This window comes from Sphingobacterium multivorum, from assembly GCF_039511225.1.
GTDB lineage: Bacteria > Bacteroidota > Bacteroidia > Sphingobacteriales > Sphingobacteriaceae > Sphingobacterium.
Window position 1 is genome coordinate 4266198 of the sequence record NZ_CP154261.1, and the last position, 18868, is coordinate 4285065.

12 protein-coding genes are annotated in these 18868 nt (G+C 44.2%); 3 read left to right on the forward strand and 9 right to left on the reverse strand.

The features are described from left to right. Position 1 precedes the first annotated feature (1 nt). The 5 genes from AAH582_RS17725 to AAH582_RS17745 form a co-directional block, all read right to left on the reverse strand. Positions 2–808 carry a DUF4843 domain-containing protein gene (locus AAH582_RS17725; protein WP_046675254.1) on the reverse strand — a complete coding sequence of 269 codons (807 nt, stop codon included), beginning with the start codon at positions 806–808 and terminating at the stop codon, positions 2–4. 12 nt (positions 809–820) lie between these two features. Continuing rightward, on the reverse strand, positions 821–2314 hold the full coding sequence (locus tag AAH582_RS17730; RefSeq protein WP_343319205.1) for a RagB/SusD family nutrient uptake outer membrane protein: 1494 nt from the start codon (positions 2312–2314) through the stop codon (positions 821–823). 43 nt (positions 2315–2357) lie between these two features. Continuing rightward, the gene (locus AAH582_RS17735; protein ID WP_343319207.1) at positions 2358–5729 is read right to left on the reverse strand and encodes a SusC/RagA family TonB-linked outer membrane protein; all 3372 of its coding nucleotides are present in this window, start codon (positions 5727–5729) and stop codon (positions 2358–2360) included. A 112-nt stretch (positions 5730–5841) separates the two neighbouring features. Next, complete coding sequence (locus AAH582_RS17740) at positions 5842–7038, reverse strand: FecR family protein (protein ID WP_053003829.1); 1197 nt, start codon at positions 7036–7038, stop codon at positions 5842–5844. A gap of 65 nt (positions 7039–7103) precedes the next feature. After that, positions 7104–7691 (reverse strand): RNA polymerase sigma factor, encoded by a 588-nt coding sequence (locus tag AAH582_RS17745; protein WP_343319211.1) that lies wholly within the window; start codon positions 7689–7691, stop codon positions 7104–7106. Between the two features lie 238 nt (positions 7692–7929). Between AAH582_RS17745 and AAH582_RS17750 the strand changes: the two genes are divergently transcribed. Beyond that, entirely contained in the window at positions 7930–9636 is a 1707-nt protein-coding gene (locus AAH582_RS17750) for a trypsin-like peptidase domain-containing protein (protein WP_343319213.1), read from the forward strand. A gap of 5 nt (positions 9637–9641) precedes the next feature. On the opposite strand, the gene AAH582_RS17755 is transcribed toward AAH582_RS17750, so the two are convergent. The 3 genes from AAH582_RS17755 to AAH582_RS17765 form a co-directional block, all read right to left on the reverse strand. Continuing rightward, positions 9642–11276: an alpha-L-fucosidase gene (locus AAH582_RS17755; RefSeq protein WP_343319216.1), complete on the reverse strand. Its 1635-nt coding sequence runs from the start codon at positions 11274–11276 to the stop codon at positions 9642–9644. 251 nt (positions 11277–11527) lie between these two features. Continuing rightward, positions 11528–13132, reverse strand: coding sequence for a RagB/SusD family nutrient uptake outer membrane protein (locus AAH582_RS17760; RefSeq protein ID WP_343319219.1), 1605 nt, complete (start codon positions 13130–13132; stop codon positions 11528–11530). A gap of 15 nt (positions 13133–13147) precedes the next feature. After that, the gene (locus AAH582_RS17765) at positions 13148–16255 is read right to left on the reverse strand and encodes a SusC/RagA family TonB-linked outer membrane protein (protein WP_343319222.1); all 3108 of its coding nucleotides are present in this window, start codon (positions 16253–16255) and stop codon (positions 13148–13150) included. Between the two features lie 511 nt (positions 16256–16766). On the opposite strand from AAH582_RS17765, the gene AAH582_RS17770 reads away from it, so the two are divergent. Further along, positions 16767–16982, forward strand: a complete 216-nt coding sequence (locus AAH582_RS17770; RefSeq protein ID WP_115050329.1) for a hypothetical protein — start codon at positions 16767–16769, stop codon at positions 16980–16982. Positions 16983–17035: 53 nt separating this feature from the next. Here the strand turns inward: AAH582_RS17770 and AAH582_RS17775 are convergent, their stop codons facing one another. Further along, positions 17036–17539: a transposase gene (locus AAH582_RS17775; RefSeq protein WP_343319227.1), complete on the reverse strand. Its 504-nt coding sequence runs from the start codon at positions 17537–17539 to the stop codon at positions 17036–17038. Between the two features lie 173 nt (positions 17540–17712). On the opposite strand from AAH582_RS17775, the gene AAH582_RS17780 reads away from it, so the two are divergent. Further along, on the forward strand, positions 17713–18684 hold the full coding sequence (locus tag AAH582_RS17780; RefSeq protein WP_343319229.1) for a helix-turn-helix domain-containing protein: 972 nt from the start codon (positions 17713–17715) through the stop codon (positions 18682–18684). The last annotated feature ends 184 nt before the right edge of the window (positions 18685–18868 follow it).

Sequence of the window (18868 nt, forward strand, 5' to 3'; positions counted from 1 at the left end):
CTTATCTGACTTCCTTTCCTGATTCATCTATAAAATAATACTTACCCGAAGCGCTATTCTTTCTCAATAAGATGCTTCGGTTTGGATTGTCCACGTGATAGAACTGATAGGTCTGTCCGTCGTCTTTACTGCTCAGCACATAATTCTTTTCCGGGTGATCTTTCACCCATTTAAAAGGATCATTGAGCATCATCAGCAGGAGATTGACAAAGTAGAGATTCTTGGGTGCATCAAGTCCGACTGTAGAAAGTGAGCGCTGTTCAGTCACAATCAAGAAGAGCTGATGTTTTACCCGCGAATAATTATCAAGCCACATGGTCCACCAGGCCGGTTGCTCCAATCGGGCAGAAATTATGATGCGCGCGCGTATCAAGGCTGGATTTTCAACACCAAAGTCATCGCTTGCCTTTAGTTTTATGAGCAGTGATACAGATTGATTTTCAAGTTCGCTGATATTGTGTACGATAATGGGCAACTGTGCCCGGCCTGCATCACTTTCTATGGTATAGGCCGGTTTCAACTGTTCATAATGCAGATCAGCACGGGCCGTTGATGAATCCTTTTCCACGAAAGCCTCGTATTGTCGCGCTTGCTGATCACGGTATCCCATCACTTTGACAGGAACAAAAACGGTATCCTGTGCCTTGGTCATATCATAGGCAAAGGTGTATACAATGCTATCCCGATCCGTGTCGCTCAGATCGAAATAAACATTAGCCGACCTATCGTAAGTCGTTAAAACCGCCTTTTTACAAGACCACAGTAGCAGCAGCGGCAGTAGCAGAAGTAATAAAATATTTTTTTTCATTTTGGTTACTATTTACCGTTGTCCATAAATTATTTCATCATCAGGCAGCGGCCAAACATAAATTTGTTGACTGGCTGGAATTGTGGTGCCTTGCTGTCCGACAATTGGTACATTGAGCCGCTTATAGGCAAAAAACAATTGCCCTTCGGCAAACATTTCCTTACGGTATTCCTTAAGAAGTTCGTTTCGAAGTTTGGAATCGGTTGATATATCTACTTTCTGACCAATGCCGCGATGTTCACGTACTTCATCGAGCCATGCTGCAGCCTGAGCGGGAGATGTCTCGTAGCTACATTCAGCAGCGATATAATAGATTTCTGACAAGCGGATCGCAGGCGCGACCAAATAATGCAGATTGGCTGCAAAACTGTCGCCCAGTGTATTCCTTCGATATTTGTGAATAGATGATATAAAGGAATTCCCAACACTTACCGTTCCAAACCATTGCGTATAGCGCATGTCACCGCCACCGGCTCCTGCAACCTCGTAAATGGTTTTTGCTTCATCCTGATCTAGATAAATCGCGCTGTTGTTATCCTGGAACCAGTCGTTGTTATAGGTGCTGTTCATGCCTGGGATGTACCAGGCAAACAATAGCTCTTTATAGAAAATCCGATCTTTTTTATCCGCATCGACGGCAAGGAAATCCGTGGCATTGGTCCATGGAATTTTTTTGACATCGATCACTTCACGTGCGTTCAGCAATGCCTTTACTTTATCTCCACTATAGAGATAGGTACGCGCTAGCAGCCCACACACGGCATAATAGTTGAGCCGGTGCCTTCTGTTTTGTAAAAAGAGACTCTTGTTTTGCAGTTCTGAATTTTTCAAGGTGTCTCCGACGGTAGGATAACCAATCACGTAGGATTTCAGGCGGATGGGATCAACCTTGAGCAATTCTTTAGCGTCTTCCAGATCTCGGATCACCGAATCCAGAAGTTGTGACACCGTGGACAGTTTAGTGGATTTATTGGAATAGGTCGTTACATAGGGAATGGCTTCAATTTTGTCATTCACAATCGGAGCCGGACCAAATAGGCGTAAAGCATCAAAATGTAGGTAGGCTCTCAAAGCCAGCGACTCCCCTTTGATCAATTGATAGTTGCTTCCCGTAAATAACTGCTTTTTACGGTCAATTTCACCAAGTATCAGATTGGCATTGACAATACCATTGTATAAACCCTTCCAGATATTGTCCTTTCGACCAATAAAGTTACCATCATTGTATTTAAACAATTTGGTCTGTTGATAACGCAAGGGATCATTACTTGACAGCGCATAGTTCTGCGCAAGCACTTCTGGCGTTCCGATGGTCAGCTCCTTGCCATAAAGATCATCTTTAGCACATCGCGTATATACGCCGATCAGGGCTTCCTTGAAACCGTCCTCGGTAGAAAAGAGGACCGACTTGTCGATTTCGCTTTCAGGTTGTATATCCAGCCACTTGGAGCAAGAAAGCGTACTCAGGGCTGTGAACAGTATTAAAACTATAGTTAACTTCTTCATCTGTACATATTTTTTCCATCCGTAGGATGATACTTACCATCTTTTATAATCCTGCCTGTAGGGTAAAAGTCACACTGCGGGCAAATGGATACGTAATTCCGCGTTCTACTTTCACCGAAGACCAACGAAAAATATCATTTGCAACAAGTCCAACACGCAGGCTCGACAGCGCCAATTTTTTCGACAGCGCTTTTCCAGCATCGTACGAAAGATTCAGTGACTGCAGGGCAAATAAATTGTCAGGCATGATAAAACGCGAGGATACCCGCGTTTGCCCCAGATCCTGTATGCTTTTGTAAAAGGTCACATCGCCAGGATTTTTCCATTTTTCCTCCAGGACTCTACTGTCCACATTATAGCGCGGGTCGGCATTTTCGACACGGTCTACCAAGGTTTGATTATAGGTTTTACCTCCTATCCGCGTCTGGAAATAAGCGACCATCATAAATTGCTTATAGCGTAGTGTCCCGCCGAAAAATCCTTCCATTTTTGGTGTGGCCACTCCGACGACATCAATATCCCGTGCATCCCAGTCATACGACAATGTGCCATCTTTTTTGATATACACTTCCTTGCCGTTTTCCGGATCTATCCCCAAGGAAGGGACGGCATATATGGCGTCCAACGACTGACCTTCTTTATAGCGAAGCAAGGGTACGGCCATTAAATCACTCCCCTGCTGTGCTTCATCGACGCGTTCGTTGTAGCTCTTCAGTGCATTTGAAATACGTACGATTTTATTTCTGTTCCGTACCAAATTTGCCAATAGACTCAGCGTCCATTTTTCTTTTTTAAGGGCAATCCAATTAGCGTTGAGTTCAAATCCTTTGTTTTCAAGATCGCCCAGATTCTCTTTATAAGAGCTGAATCCCGTAGACGGTGCCAAGTTGATATCGGCCAAAATATCTCGGGTAATCTTATGGTAGTAGCGTGGCGAAAGTGTCAGACGATCGTGCCAAAGTCCAAGATCAAGACCGACATCGGTACTCTGGGTCTTCTGCCAGGTCAGGTTTTCATTACCATAATTACGGACCGTACTTCCCAACCCTGAGGAATACCAATTGCTCTTATCATAACTATAGGTTGTCCGCGACATGTAAGGATCGAACTGTACAGACCCCGTCAGTCCTATCGTAGCACGGAGCCGCAACTGGCTGACCACATTGTTGGCAAACCATTTTTCCTTATGCATATTCCAGCCGATTCCTGTCGACCAAAATGGAGCAGTACGCTTGTTGGACCCAAATTTGGAAGAGCCATCAATACGGACGGTAGCATCCATCAGATAACGGTTATCATACGAATAATTAGCACTGAGAAAGGCACCAAATAGCCTGGAGGCACCCAAGCTACTCGAAGGACTCGCATTCTCAGCATATCCTTTGGCAAATCCCACACTGGTAAATCGGTCATTCGGAAAGCCTATCGCTTTGAAAGAACGCTCATCATAGCTTTCCGTCCGGATATTGGTTCCCCCGACCACATTGAAGCTATGTAGATCAATCGTACGCATCCAATTGAGCCGTATGTTTGCATCCCAATACAATTCATTATTTGTATAGCTGGTATAACTACCCTTTTCATCTGTTTGTGCTGTAGGATAGAAATAAAAATCATTGGCTAAGGGCGAGCGGAAATTATCATCGGTATTCAAGCGTTTCAACAAACTCACCTGCCCCCGCAGGCGCAGTCCATTGCTGAGGTCAAAATCACCGGAGAAATTGTTCAGCAATTCGGTATATCCCAGTTTATTGAAACTATTCAACGTCGCATTGTAAAGTGGATTCAAGACATATTCCCGTTGTGCACTTCCCGAATTTGCTACCCTTGTCCATACATCGGCCTCCTGTATTATATTTCCTTGATCATCTGTCATGCGGTAATAAGGATTCATTCTGACATAATCTGCAAAATTTCCATAGGGAGATTCACGTCCATCGACCACTGTTACGGCAAGCTCGTTCTGAAATCTAAATTTACCTTTGAGGTTATAGCTAAAGTTTAATCCGCCCGAATATTGATTTCTTCCCGATCCTTTCATCACACCGGGCCTGGTCTGATAACGCATGTCCACGCCATAACGAAACGTCTCCGAACCACCTTCCAGATAAAGGCCATGCTTTTGCCCGACCGCAGTCCGTACAGGCTGTGACAGCCAATAGGTATCCACACCGCCAAGGACATTGGCCAGCTTTTGATAATACAGTTCATCCAAGGCATCCTGTGGCTGCCGCTGAATCGTGGCATCATACAGCCCGACCAGCTTCTCATAAGCCAATTTATCAGCAGCATGCAAAACATCATATCCGGTCAGGTCGGGCATATTCACATTGCTCTCATGCGTATAAGTCAACTGCAATTTACCGTCCTTGGGCATTTTAGTCGTAATGACCATCACACCGTTGGCTGCTCTCGAACCATATATGGCGGTTGCAGCAGCATCTTTCAAGATCGTGACACTTTCAATGCGGGTCATATCCAGGTCGAGCACCTTCTGTACACTTACTTCGAAACCATTTAATATAAAGGCCGGCATATTGATTGTGGTCGTGATATTATCCCTTCGCAGCACTTCATTCCCTCCGGTGGGCAATGAAGAAGATCCACGCACATTGATATTTGGCAAAGCATTGGGATTGGATCCAGCAAGATTGTTGTCGAGCAATTTAAATGATGGATCGAACACTTGCATGGCCTGCAGCACATTCTGCGGATTGACCTGCCGTAGTTCATCGCCACTTTTGGTAATAGCAGTTCCGGTATAGGAATCTTTTTTTAGTATCTGATAACCGGTAACAACGACCTGCTCTAGTGCATTCGCTTCTTCTTCCATCACTACACTATACTCATCTTTGTTTTCGACCAAGGCGAGCGTGTAGTTTTTATAGCCCACCCGACTTAATGTAAGCGGTTGCATTGTACCGACAAAAGAAAAACGTCCCTCTTTATCGGCCACTGCGATGGTATTGCCCAACTGTGAAATGTTCACGTCGGAAAGCGGCGTACGGTCTCTCCCAAGGACTTGTCCGCGAATCTGTTTTTGGGATGATTTTTCTACCGGGGGGAGGTTTTTGGGCTCGGATTTCCGTGGACTTGTTTTTTTTTCCAGGAAAATCGTCTTCGATTCAATCGTGTAGCCGATTTCCTGCGGACTTAAAATTTTATCAAGAAATAATTTAAGCGGCATTTTGTCCGCTTTAATTGAAATTGGCTTCGCCGACTCCAATATCTTTTTGGCTCCGAGCACTTCATAGTTCGTCTGAATTTTGACCACCTGCAGCACATCCATCAGTGGAACATTGCGCCCGGCATAGGTTACGGTTTGCCCATTTACCTTATGACCCAGCTGTAGCAAGACAGCCAAAATGAGCCATAAAAAGGGTCTGGTCGCTTGTGAAAAACAACTTAATTTCATTAATTCTAGTTCGTTTAGTTAGGTTAGATTGCAGGATCGATTGCATAGATGACAAGATCCACTGCCCAATTTGTTAATTCATATCGTTTGGTCAAGTATAATTTTACGTTCTTTACTGCCCTCCTTTCTGTGCTTTAGGATTATTTTTTTCAATGATGAGTTTCCCATCGTCCGTCAAATGATAGGACAGGTCCTGGTCTTTTAATATTTTTAGGATCGTTGATAACTTGCTCGTTCTGAATGTTCCCCCGAAGAAGGAAACATCGGGTACATCGCCCTTATAAACCACATCAACCGCATACCATTGAGACAGTTCATCCATGACTTGCCGAAGTGATTTTCCGTCAAAGTTGAATTTGCCATATACCCAAGCCATTTCCTGCGCTATGTTGACCGGATGCTTGGTAAGCTGCGTTCCGGCATTGACCGACTGATCGCCGGGGAGCAAGGTTACTTTTTGGCCTTTGATCAATTCTTTTACCTGTACTTTTCCCTCCAGCAAGGTTGTTTTTGTCTGTGCTGCTGTCGGATAGGCATTGATATTAAAATGCGTTCCAAGCACCTGCACCTGTTGATTTTTGGTGTGCACAATAAAAGGTTGATCTTTGCGTTTTGCAACTTCAAAATAGGCCTCGCCCTGGAGACTGACCTCGCGTCTGTCTTTCGCGAATACCGTCGGATAAGCAAGTGTAGTCCCAGCATTTAGCTTCACCTGAGTGCCATCGGGCAAAGTGACCTCGTAGGTACCACCACGCGGAGTTTCTATCCGGGCAGATACCGCTGCATCGATCGACGCCACTTCATGACCATCGTTATAACGTATACCTCCGCCATCGATCACGACTTGCTTTTCGCCCCTATCCAAAGCATATTGTCTACCATCTGAGAGTGTTATAATCGCCCGATGGGAAGCCGGAAGGCGGTCATTTACAGCCTCAAATTGGGTTTGAACCGGCCGGCTGTTATCCTGATTCCAATACCACACAACCGAAAGTGCTAACAGCACACTAGCGGCAGCAACATAAGGCCATAGACGCTGCAGCAGCCCAGACCTTTTGGTTGAAGAACGAAAGGAAAGCTTAGCTTTTATCGACTCAAAATTACGTTGCTTTTCAAAATGCTGTAGACTGGCATAAGCCTCACGCTGCTGCTCCTCATCCAGGCAACGCCAATAAATCTGTTTGTTCATCACGGATTCTTGCAGCCAGCGTTCCAAAAAAAGACGGTCTTCGCCGCTGAGCGTTCCCCGCATTTCACGGAGGACAAGCGAACTGATACGGATAAGTTTTTCTTCTTCTTTAGGGTCCATTTTACGCTATTTCATCTATAGATACCACGCCGATTTAAAAAAGTACCAAAGACAATTAAAAAAAATTAAATTTTTCCAAAAAGGACGATCAATGAGAGTAGATAATTAAAGGAATCGCGTTTTAAATGTTGGCGTAGCAGGCCTAGGGCACGTAACTTTTGATTTTTTACTGTTTGAATATTTAGTTGCAATAGATCCGCAATTTCCTGATTGCTGTTGCCTTCGAGGTAGCTCAGCTGTATAATTTCACGTGCTTTGGGTGGCAGCTTCTGAATGGCTTCGTAGAGTTCGGCCATGGCTTCGCTATACACAATTTCATGCAGATAAGATTTTTGATTCTGTTCCTGTTGTGCCACATAACTATCGACTCGATTCAATCTTCGCTGCCGAGCGGTCTGGTGATTGATGCCTACATGACGCGTAGCCTGATAAAGCGCCGCCTTCAGATGTGATAAACTTTCAAAACGCCGTCTGCTCTGCCATAAGCGGAGAAATCCCTCCTCGGCAATATCTTCCGCTTCTTTGCTTTCATCCACAAAGCTCGATGCGTATAAACAAATGCGACTAAAATAACGGTTGTATACATGCGCACAAGCCTGCTCCTCCCCGTTGAGGAAATCTTCAAGCAGCTCTTTTTCGCTCGTATAGTTCATTGGTAGATCGGTTTAGCTAGCAGTTCATCTTTTCGTGGTTAAAGATAACTAAATTAATTTTCACCATTTACCTCATCAAGCCATAAATTTTTCAGCCAAGCACATAAAAAACAAGCTCAGGTCAGTAATTTATTCAGAACTGTTTCCCTACCCTTGTTTTTTCGTTGACAAATGCCCTACCTTTGAGCTGTCGCTTTTTAAAGCAAAACCTAATCCAATAAATCAACCTATTTGCCCTATGACACCTTGCTCCAACAAAATTTCTGAAAGCACCTTTCTCCGATACCTCATTATCTGGACAATTTTGTGCTTGATCACAGGCTTCAATTACTGCTTAGCGCAGCATAAGCAGACCGCTGACCGCGAGATACCGAGATCTTTTATTGACCGAGCGCTAGCGGCTTCCATAAAAATGTTCGGCATAGACAGTGCGAGCAGTCAGCAAAACAGTGCGCCTTTCAGTGGAGTCATCGTGCGCTCGGATGGAACGATCCTTACGGTGGCGCATTCCACCAAGCCGGGCAATTTTTATCGGGTGATTTTTCCTGATGGCAAGCAGGGTGTTGCCAAAGCGCTCGGACGACTGGTCGTCGACCAACAGAGCAACCTGCCCGATATTGCGATGATGAAGATGCAGGGCGAAGGTCCTTGGCCCTTTGCTGAAATGGGCTGGTCGTCATCCATCGCCGAAAAGCAACCCTGCTTTGGATTATCCTATCCCGAAACCCTGCCCTTCAACATCCCTTTTCTCCGCACTGGCCGCATTCTAAAAAAAATGGATGACTACGGTTTTATTCAAAGTAGCAGTATTATGGAGCCCGGTGATTCCGGCGGTCCATTATTTGACACCTTAGGCCGCGTAATTGGCCTACATAGTCGTATCGATGCTGCGGAGGGCATCAATTTTGAAGTACCTATAAACAGCTATCGCATCTATTGGAGCTCGCTGACCCATCCGGTTGCAATAAACAGTTACCCCACTGCTACTGATTCAATCGGTAGCGATCCCTTAGCGAAAAACCTCGTGGTATTCGCAATCAAAAAGCCGACACAAGACCCCAAAACAAATGTTCAGTCTATCCCTATCCACAGTACATTGCAGGGAGATAGCATGCATATATTAGGCACCGCATTTAATCTGGCAAACAACGAGCAGGTGATAGTATCCAAGAGTAGCCAGATTGGCGCAGCGCCAATGGCCAAATTTCACAACAGCACCTATGCTTTGAAGATCCTGCTTAGAGATGAAGAAAACGACCTGATCGCACTTATAAGTGATCATAAATTTCCGGCAATCACTGTATCGGCGAACACGGGACTAGCCATTCCTGATTCTTTACTTGGTATAAAGCTGTGGTCGCTGCTTGCAGACACTAAACGTAAAAGCGGTGTCCTAGGCATGCCGCCGCGAACCTTTCCACGCATACCTATTCCGGGCACGTTCGATGCGCAGATGCAGGAGATTGCAGGTCTTCCAACCTTAACAAAAGTGGACAGTATGGGTGCTGCAGGACGGGCTGGACTTCGTATTGGAGATCAAATCATGGCATTAAACGGCCAGGATGTTGCAAGTGCCCTCAAAATCAATGCTGCCATGCAGCAATTTTCTGCAGGCGATACACTAGCAGTTCAATTCCGTCGCGGGGTGACGGCACTACATACCCAGGTCATTCTGTCCAAATGGGCAGTGCAGCAAAACCCACATCCCGCCAATCACATTCCCAAAGGAAAATCAACGCGCAGGGATAATTTTCCACGTGTATTTCTCCACGATTCCCGCATTCATGCCGACGAATGCGGAAGTCCGATCATCGACAGCGAAGGCAATTTTATAGGACTCAATATTGCACGCTTTAGTCATACAGCTTGCCTTGCTATCCCCCGAGATACTATTCTGGACATTTTATCCAAAGCACAACACCTCATTAGCAGCTCAAAAAGATGATGTTATCAGGTAATTTTTAATACTGTCGCAATATTGTTTTGAACGAAGTCGTCGGGTAGCGATACTTGCAGGGCATTGTCGAGTTGTCGAAAGGAAATCCGATCATCCGTTCCGAGCAGCTCTACCTGACTGACCTTTCGCGTATGGCCTGTCGAACGGCCCAATGACTTGATTGTAATCTGCGTTCCAGTCGTTGTTCCCATAATAAAGGCATACACTGTATTTCCCTTTGTCGTAAAACGGACATCATCGCCGGTAAAAGCTTTACCTTTTCCTTCATTGAAGCCCTGCACATGCAATGTAGGAGCTTCCTCTTGTGCGGGTCCCTCACCAAAAATGCGCCAAGGACGCGTTCCAATAATGGCTTCTTTGTGTATGGCCATCCAGCTTCCTATGCCTTGTACCACTTCCTTCGCCCTATCGTCGATAGAACCATCGCCGCGCAAGGGTACGCTCAATAGTAAATTACCATTTTTACTAACTACATCAATCAACATGTGAATGACGGTTTTGGCCGATTTATACTGATTATTCTCATAAATCCGGCGATCATAATGCCAGGAACCTATGCAAGTGCAGGTCTGCCAGGGCTGCGGTTCAATGGTATTGCTCTGTCCCCGTTCGATATCCCATACCAAGCATTTCCGTTGCTGTTCATTCAGGATTTTACCGTTGATGACCACATCAACCTTGCCTTTGTTTGCCTGCATACTTTTATTATAAAAGTCGGCCGCGATCTCCAGTCCAACATTGCTGATTGGATAAAGCGGCAGTACCGTATCGTCGAAGTAAACCATGTCGGGCTTGTAGTTATACATCAGTTCCAGGGTGCGCGCTTTAAAATTTTCACAGTACGCTTTATGCGGTACGCTCACGCCGGAGGCGACATCCCAATGCCACTGCCGATGAACCGTGTTGTCGTCTTTGCTATCTAAACTAGGCTCATGATCCTGAGCGTAGAGCTCCTGTGGATCGTAATCTGCCCACCATTTTCCGACGCCATCTTTCTTTGTCAGCTTCCCATCGTATGGTATTCCGGCAAACTTTCCGGCTTTATCACTTCGTTGCGCTGTCTCATACCAGGTCCAGGCATGGGCTGCGTGAACGCTCACACCAAATTTGAGTCCTCGTTTTTTGGCAGCACGCTCCCAGCCGCCTACAATATCTTTTTTGGGGCCAACATTGACGCTATTCCATTGATGGTGGCTACTGCGGAAAAGATCCAGATTATCATGATGATTGGCTAGGGCCATGAAATACTGGGCACCGGCATTTTTATAGAGGTCCATCAGCTCTTCCGGATTCCAATTTTCGGCTTTCCATTGATGGATCACATCCTTGAAACCAAAAACGGAAGGATGTCCATATTTTTCGAGATGATACTGGTATTGATCGGATCCTTCCTGATACATACCGCGTGCATACCAGTCGCCCCTTTCCGGCTGACACTGTGGCCCCCAATGTGCCCATATACCAAATTTGGCATCCCTAAACCAATTAGGTACCTGATAATTTTCAAGTGAGCGCCAGTCGGGATGAAAAGGTACTCTTCCCAAATAGGTGTGTGCAGCGCTAAATTTGCCAAGGAAAAGCGTCGGAATAGTTGCACCGAGAAACTTAATTGCTGTTCTTCTGTCCATTATACAATGATCTTCGATCAGAATGCCTCGACACAAATAGCACGACAAAGGCATCCGGTTTATAATTTGTTATCTACTTGAATACCAAAAATACCTGTATTGGATCAGGAAAGAAACTACATAATCGATCAATACTAGTACAATATCGACACAGGATTCTTTTTGATCAGTTGAACCAAAAAAGGCGCCCTAAAAAGGACACCTCCACCTAACACTAACTATGAATAAATAAAAACATTTATTTTCCCAGATCAATTGTTCATATCATTGCCTTTCAAATTTTTATTGTTGTCCAATTCCGACTGTGGAAAAGGATAGAACATTGCTTTGGTAGACCAGCCGCCTTTTTTTAAAGGTTCCAGCCAGCTTGGATTGGCCATCCCCCACCGTAACAGGTCAAAATAACGTTGATATTCACCCAAAAATTCAACAAATCGCTCATGCACGATAATATTTTTGATCGTATTTAAAGGAACGCCGTTTTTTACTAATCCCTGGGCGATCAATCCATCTACATCAGGAATTGTTCCATTGGATTTTTGATACCATAGGTGTGGCTGCTCATCCGGAACGATATTATTGGCGCGCTTACGCACCAGGTTGATGTATTGTTTCGCTCCGGCGATATCGCCACGTTCATTGAGACATTCCGCATAAAGCAGCAGCACATCGCTATAGCGAAAAATACGATCATTGTTGCCATTATCAAAGTCAGCGATCTGAACATCCGGACAATATTTCCGGGTACCAAAGAAATCTTTATTGGTCGCCAGGTTTTTCATCCAGTCCGTATAGGTCGTGACCTTACCGTCCAGCTGCGTAAACTTTGCACCATTCTCGCACCAAAGCGTCATATATTTCCGGGGATCTCCTTCTTCAAATTCATCATGTGCCATTTTATTGGGCGCCAGATTCCACCAGGCACCACCCGTTCCGTCAAACATTCCGATTTCCTGCCACCGCCATGAACTCGATATATCGTCCCCTAGCCAACCCGGGCCATTGTAAAGTTGCACTTCGAAAACCGATTCTTGATTATTCTCTTTCTTTTCCAAAAAATTATCGCTGTATGCGGACATCAACTGATATTCCTTGCTATCAATAACGCTTTTCAATTGAATCTCGGCATTTGCAAAATCCGCTGCCTGTCCTTTTGCCAAAATCGGTTTGTACAGGTAGGTTTTAGCCAAGTAAGCCTGTGCTGCACCTTTGGTTGCCCGACCGATCATTTTACTGTCGGCATAGAGTGCTGCCCGCGTTGGCAACAATTCCGAGGCCCTCTTAAAGCCATCCACGATTAGGGCATATACGGCCCCCGCCTGTGCATTGCCGGGATAGTAATCTTCGTTGGTCTCGACAGGTTTATTGATCAGCGGAATGGTTTCGCCAAACAACATGCTCAGGTGCAAATAGTTCAGCGCTCTCAAAAAATACGCTTCCCCCAAGAGTCTATTCTTTCTATTTTGATCTATTTCGCCTTCAAACTTCTGAATCCGATCGATGGCTAAATTAGCCGCAAACACCCCGTTCCAAAAATCTCTCCAGGTCTGGGCTGCCATCCCATCGCTCGCAGGGGTATTGTAGGTATCCTGATACATGGGTTCCCATTTGAAGGTATGATTATAATCATCCCCAGGAGCCAAGAGCTCGAAATACAAACTGCGCGCATATCCACCCTGTGTGCGGCCGATTAACGCTTGGTAGGCCGGTATGACCGAATTTTCCAATTGATCTGCTGTTTTATAATAGGTGTCTGTCGACAATTCCTGCGGGTTGGAGAGATCCAGATTCGGTTTGCAGCTTGAAAACTGTATCAGCAATGCAGCAGCTGCGAGTTTTATATATTTTCTATTCATGATGTCAATAAGGGATTAGAATGTAAATTGAATACCCATAAAATACTCTCTTGAATTTGGAAAGCTCAACCCCCAAGGCGTTTGCCCATCGATACCACGGCTTAGATTGGAGCGTGTATCGCCCGAGCCCACTTCGGGATCATAACCTGAATACTTGGTAAAGGTCAGTAGGTTTTTTGCGCCTACGTAAAACCGCAGTCGGTCGATCTTCCAACGTTCAAGTCTAGGACTTGAAAAACTGTAACCAATGTTGACGACTTTGAGCCGCAGATAAGAACCATCCTCCACAAACCTGTTGGATGCCCTTAAATTTTGATTCGGGTCGCCGAGTACAGCACGTGGAATATCGGTATCTGTATTTTTGGGATAGATGGTCGTTTCACCGGATATGGGATTTTTGAAGACAAGTTCTTCTGCGCGGTAGCGATCAAGTGTTGACGCAAAATTATTGTAGTAATGGTACATCCCCTCGCCCCAGTATCGGCTATTGTTGTAGATATCGTTTCCTTGACTTCCTTGCCACATCATCGATAGGTCAAAGGTACCAATAGCACTCTGGTAGTTAACGTCAGCATTGAAACCATAGCTAAAATCAGGTATCGGGCTTCCCAAGAAGTCCTTATCCTGATCATTTAAGACCTTGTCGCCATTTCGGTCATTGAAGCGTACATCGCCCAATGCTGCATGGGGTGCAAAAGCTTTATCAGCATCCAATTGTGCCTGACTGGTATATAAACCGTTGGTGGTGTAGCCCCAAAATTCCCCTACCGAACGACCAACTGCTGTTCTTGTGACGTTTTCACCCCCAGGAGAGATACTTCCCCATAAAATTTCATTATTGTTGCCCAGACTCAGCACGCGGTTTTTCACAAATGAAATATTGGCGCCGATACGATAGCCAAAATTACCGACCTGATCTTTGTAGGAAGCCAGGATATCCCAGCCCCGATTCCGTATGCTACCGGCATTCAGCACGGGAAAGTTGTTACCATAGCCTGCGGTAAATGAAATGGGTACATTGATCAGCATGTCCTCGGTCTTTTTATTATAGTAATCAACTGTCAAAGCCAATTTATGATCAAAAAGCTCCAGATCGAGACCAAGATCAGTTGAATACTGACTTTCCCATTTTACATTCGGATTCGAGGGAGTCTGTGGCAGGGCCCCCGTGACCATCACATTGTTCAGGTAATACCAGACATGGTCGAAACTAACCGTCCGTTGATACTGATATTGTGCAATATCCGAATTACCCAGAAGCCCGTAACTAGCCCGGAGCTTCAATTCGCTGATTGCAGGAAACGCTCTCATAAAGGATTCCTGGCTGATGCGCCAGCCTGCAGATACCGAAGGGAAATTTCCATAGCGGTATTGATTACTGAAATTGGCCGATCCATCCCGCCGCATGTTAAAGGTCAACAGGTAACGATTGTCATAATTATAGTTGATACGCCCCAGCATGGAATACATGGCCGACTGTCCCACACCTGACCCCACAAGACGGGAACTCGCCAGGGATGCCGAATTAAGGATCAAAACATCCGGACTCGGCAAACCGCGGGCCCCAGCATTGACAGCATTATAGCGGGATTCTTCTGAAGTGATTCCCGCCAAAGCCGAAATCGCATGCTTACCAAAGCTGTTTTCATAAGTCAGCGTGTTTTCAAACAACCAGCGGTTATTCTGACTGCTGGAAATATTAAGTTCATCCGGATTATGGTTCTGATATTGACCAACGGAGTAATTACCAATATAGCCTTCATTGCGTATGCGGCTAAGATCAATGCCCATGTTAAATTTATATACCAGTCCTTTGATGATCTCATAAGTAGCCCACGCATTGCCGTTTACCGAAAAGTTGTCATTGACGTTTTTATTGAGGTATGCATTTGCCAATGCACTCTGCACATCCGTTCCATTGCCAGCTCCGGCAAAACCAGTGCTGCTGTTGGCATCGTAGAGCGGTAATGTCGAGGACCACTTTTGCGCATCGATGATATTTTTGTCGCTCCAGTTGCGGCGGGTGTAACCTAAGGAAAGGGTTTCGCCTATCTTGAGTTTTCCTTTGGTAAAATCAGAGATAAATTGGGCGCCATAATACTTATTTTTATCTTGAATAATAATGGATTTGTCTGTCGCATAGATACCGCTAAGCCGAAAATTGGCGTTTTGAGATCCGCCGGAAACCGAGAGATTATGCCGTTGATAATTGCCCGTCTGCAGCAATTCGTCCATCATATTATACCCCTGCCCGATGTCGGAGGGTTTAGACAGCGCGGCCAGATAATCTTTGCGTGAAGGATCCTTATTGTACATTTCCTCATTAATCAATTCGGCCAGTTGCTGTCCGTTCAGCAGAGGTATATTATGGGAAATATTTTTGATGCCGGCGAAGGCATTATAATCGAGCTTCACCTCTCCGGCTTTACCCCGTTTTGTGGTGACCAAAATAACGCCATTGGCCCCACGGGAACCATAGATGGCACTTGATGCGGCATCTTTCAAAACCTGAATACTGGCAATATTATTTTCATCCGGCATAGCTCCGCCGATCATCCCATCCACGACATAGAGCGGATCGGTTCCGTTAATGGATCCAACGCCACGGATACGGATAGCGCCATTGGTTACCTGCACTCCAGGCACGGCACTCTGAAGCGTAGCAATTGTACCTCCAGGTACTTTCACCAGATCTTTGGTGTCCACAACAGCGATTGAAGAGGTCAGATCCACCTTTTTCTGTTTGCCATAGCCCACAACAACCACTTCATCCACCGCAATTTCTGCGGCAACAAGCGGGATACTAATTTCCGAAGAATTACCGATTACATATTCTGCCTGATTATAACCCACATTGGATACAATTAGGATTTCACCCGGATTGAGCTTGAGTACAAATTCGCCTTTCTCATTGGTTGAAGTACTGAGGGTTTTATTCTTTACTTTGATCGACGCCCCGATAATGGGTTTTCCTTGATCACTTATGATCTTTCCATGGATCACCTTTTCTTGAGCAGACAGTCGTCCAATGGACATTAACATGGAAGCCATTAACAACCACTTCACTTTCCTATTCCTTTCTTTAGGAAAACAAAAGAAAGAAGACACATAATTTCTGTTCATAATCTTTTTTGAGATAAATGTCTTTTTGCCCCGAGAGGCGAGTACTTGGTTATTTATTTATACAAATTGGTTATTCGTTATTCCCTTTGTCGGATCAGTCATTCGAATGAGCCAGCTATTCGCCAATTGGTTATAAAACAAAGCTAGAAGTTTCGGTAAGATCGCTTTGCAACGAATATTTAAAAGAAGGGTAAAAATGTTTAAAACCTGTTATCAAGGACATCTCCAATTGATTTTAGCTAAAGATTCAAAGCCAACCTTTCGAACGAAAACAGCAAATCTATGGGAAAAGCCTTTCGGGAAGGCTTATAAAAATGCAGCGATCAGCACGCTACGAAAAACAATTTAACGCAAAAAATAATTCCTCAAAATTTTTCATCTTTTGAAGAAATATCAACTATATTTCACATCTTTGAATTGATTTATGCAATCGATTGAATTAACCATTTAACGCATATTTTGGGTAATCTTACCCAGCCTATTTTTTAAAGAAAAAAACGAACCAAACTTAATGGAATATTTTTCACTATTGAAACATCGTTCTGATGAAATCATTAAATTCATCGCTAATTGCGGTATATTTTCTTTACTTCTTAAAAATGGTCAGGTAATCCATTTTATACCGGACAATCCCGATCATTTTATGGAATGGTTGGGGAGTAAAGGCATCAAAGATATCAAAAGACAACAAACTAATCGGTTACAGGAAGAAGAGGCTGCTGTCTGATATTTTTAAGCGGTATAGCTCCGACGGCTCCGACACGTATTATAATTGCATTTTTATTCATTGCTGTTATCTTTTATTTTTAATCCGCAGATCAGTAAAAAGTTGAGCATAAAAAATAGGACCACACGCACAATATTGAGATTGCGCCACTGCATGGCTTTCTCTTTCAGGATCAGATCCACGGTATCGCTGTAGGGCAATCGCTGAAATTCCATCAGGGTGGGCGCAAAGTAGATCAGGGTCCAGATTCGAAGGGCCAAATGGGCCAAAAACAGCACGAGCATCAAATCTCGGCGCGCTTTAATTTTCCAATTATAACATAAGGCACCAAGAAAGATGATTTCATGTAGACTGTGCATAACAATCCAAAATAACTTAAAATCCAAAGCGTAAGGCTTCTGAAAAATAAGCAATGAAGCGGGAGGTGCCGCTGTCCATGCCGGCACCATCAGTGCTGTCTCCCAAAGCTGTGCGCCATTCACTAAGAAGTAAGCACAAATCGAATAGAACAACCACTGTGTTGGTTTTGAAAATATAAGGGTATTCTTCTTCATCATTGATTACAGTTAACATAAAATATCATCCGCTAGTATTGAAAAGTAAAAAATCAGAACAGATCGTTTTTAAATGCTATTTTTACAGTTCCTGATTAGCTCTTTCATACAAAATTATACCGTGGCAGTCGAGGAAACTTGCAAAAAAAGGAGTAAAATTAGTAAATTAGGGAACAATGGGATTCGAATTCAAAACTGACGATAAACCATTTCACATGGCCTTTGATCACGATAACTTCGATGGTGAAGGCTTAAAAGAGCATGCCTTTAACATCAGGCTTCCGGATGGAGAGCTATCGTCAAAACAATGGATTTTTGATGGGATCAAAATCCTGTATGCTGAAGCCGACCTCGACAGGCCCGCTGAACTTGACTGGACAGGCGATACCGAATTGATCAGCATGCATTTTAATTTGCAAGGTTGTACATCGATCCAACAGGATGGAATGGAAGCTGCTTTTGAATTGAAAAAAAATCAGCATAATCTAAGCTATGGCACACAGGCGCAGGGAAAAATGATGTTTGATGAATTAAAAATGAAGTCCTTTGTGATTCAATTTCAAAAGGAATCTTTTTTGAACATATCAAAAAATGGAAACGAATCTCTTAAACGATTTGCCGATAGCATTGTAGCAGGTAAGCCCATCCTATTTTCCAAAGCCAATTTGAACATCGATCTATCCCAACTGAACTGCATTCATTCGATTTTGAACTGTAATTACGCTGCCGATCTCAAAAAGTTATTTTTTCTTTCAAAGACCATTGAATTACTTGTCCTGCAAGCAGAGTCCTTCAATACTATCCAACATTCAAACTCTACCTACCTCAAATATGATCACGATAAAGAACGGATTATATTCGCACGCGATTATCTGGTCGACAATATCGAGTCGCCTCCCTCGCTGATTGAACTGGCAAAGATAGCCGGGATAAATGAATATAAGCTAAAGCGGGGATTTAAAGAATTATTTCATCAAACTGCATTTTCCTATCTATCCGACCTGCGTCTAGAGCTTGCTAAAAACCAGCTTCTCGAGGGTAAAAAACCGGTTACTGAAATCGCATTTGAAATGGGCTATTGTTCGCTGCAGCATTTCAGTACTGCATTTAAGAAAAAGTTTGCGGTCAGTCCCAGCCAGGTCAAATAGCATACTATTCCTTTCGAAGACAGGATGCTTATCGACCAAAAATAGTACAATATCGACCAATAAACGCTGCTAGATTATTTTCATTTGTAAATAAGATGAAGATCCGTTAGACTTGTACTTAGATAAATATGCGCGCGTCATAAATAGTTGCGTCATCATTTTTGATTTTTAGAATCTAATCTTA

Bases quoted from the DNA above. Each gene is read 5' to 3' on its own strand.
- AAH582_RS17725 (WP_046675254.1), bottom strand. From the start codon at position 808: ATGAAAAAAAATATTTTATTACTTCTGCTACTGCCGCTGCTGCTACTG.
- AAH582_RS17730 (WP_343319205.1), bottom strand. From the start codon at position 2,314: ATGAAGAAGTTAACTATAGTTTTAATACTGTTCACAGCCCTGAGTACG.
- AAH582_RS17735 (WP_343319207.1), bottom strand. From the start codon at position 5,729: ATGAAATTAAGTTGTTTTTCACAAGCGACCAGACCCTTTTTATGGCTC.
- AAH582_RS17740 (WP_053003829.1), bottom strand. From the start codon at position 7,038: ATGGACCCTAAAGAAGAAGAAAAACTTATCCGTATCAGTTCGCTTGTC.
- AAH582_RS17745 (WP_343319211.1), bottom strand. From the start codon at position 7,691: ATGAACTATACGAGCGAAAAAGAGCTGCTTGAAGATTTCCTCAACGGG.
- AAH582_RS17750 (WP_343319213.1), top strand. From the start codon at position 7,930: ATGACACCTTGCTCCAACAAAATTTCTGAAAGCACCTTTCTCCGATAC.
- AAH582_RS17755 (WP_343319216.1), bottom strand. From the start codon at position 11,276: ATGGACAGAAGAACAGCAATTAAGTTTCTCGGTGCAACTATTCCGACG.
- AAH582_RS17760 (WP_343319219.1), bottom strand. From the start codon at position 13,132: ATGAATAGAAAATATATAAAACTCGCAGCTGCTGCATTGCTGATACAG.
- AAH582_RS17765 (WP_343319222.1), bottom strand. From the start codon at position 16,255: ATGAACAGAAATTATGTGTCTTCTTTCTTTTGTTTTCCTAAAGAAAGG.
- AAH582_RS17770 (WP_115050329.1), top strand. From the start codon at position 16,767: ATGGAATATTTTTCACTATTGAAACATCGTTCTGATGAAATCATTAAA.
- AAH582_RS17775 (WP_343319227.1), bottom strand. From the start codon at position 17,539: ATGATGAAGAAGAATACCCTTATATTTTCAAAACCAACACAGTGGTTG.
- AAH582_RS17780 (WP_343319229.1), top strand. From the start codon at position 17,713: ATGGGATTCGAATTCAAAACTGACGATAAACCATTTCACATGGCCTTT.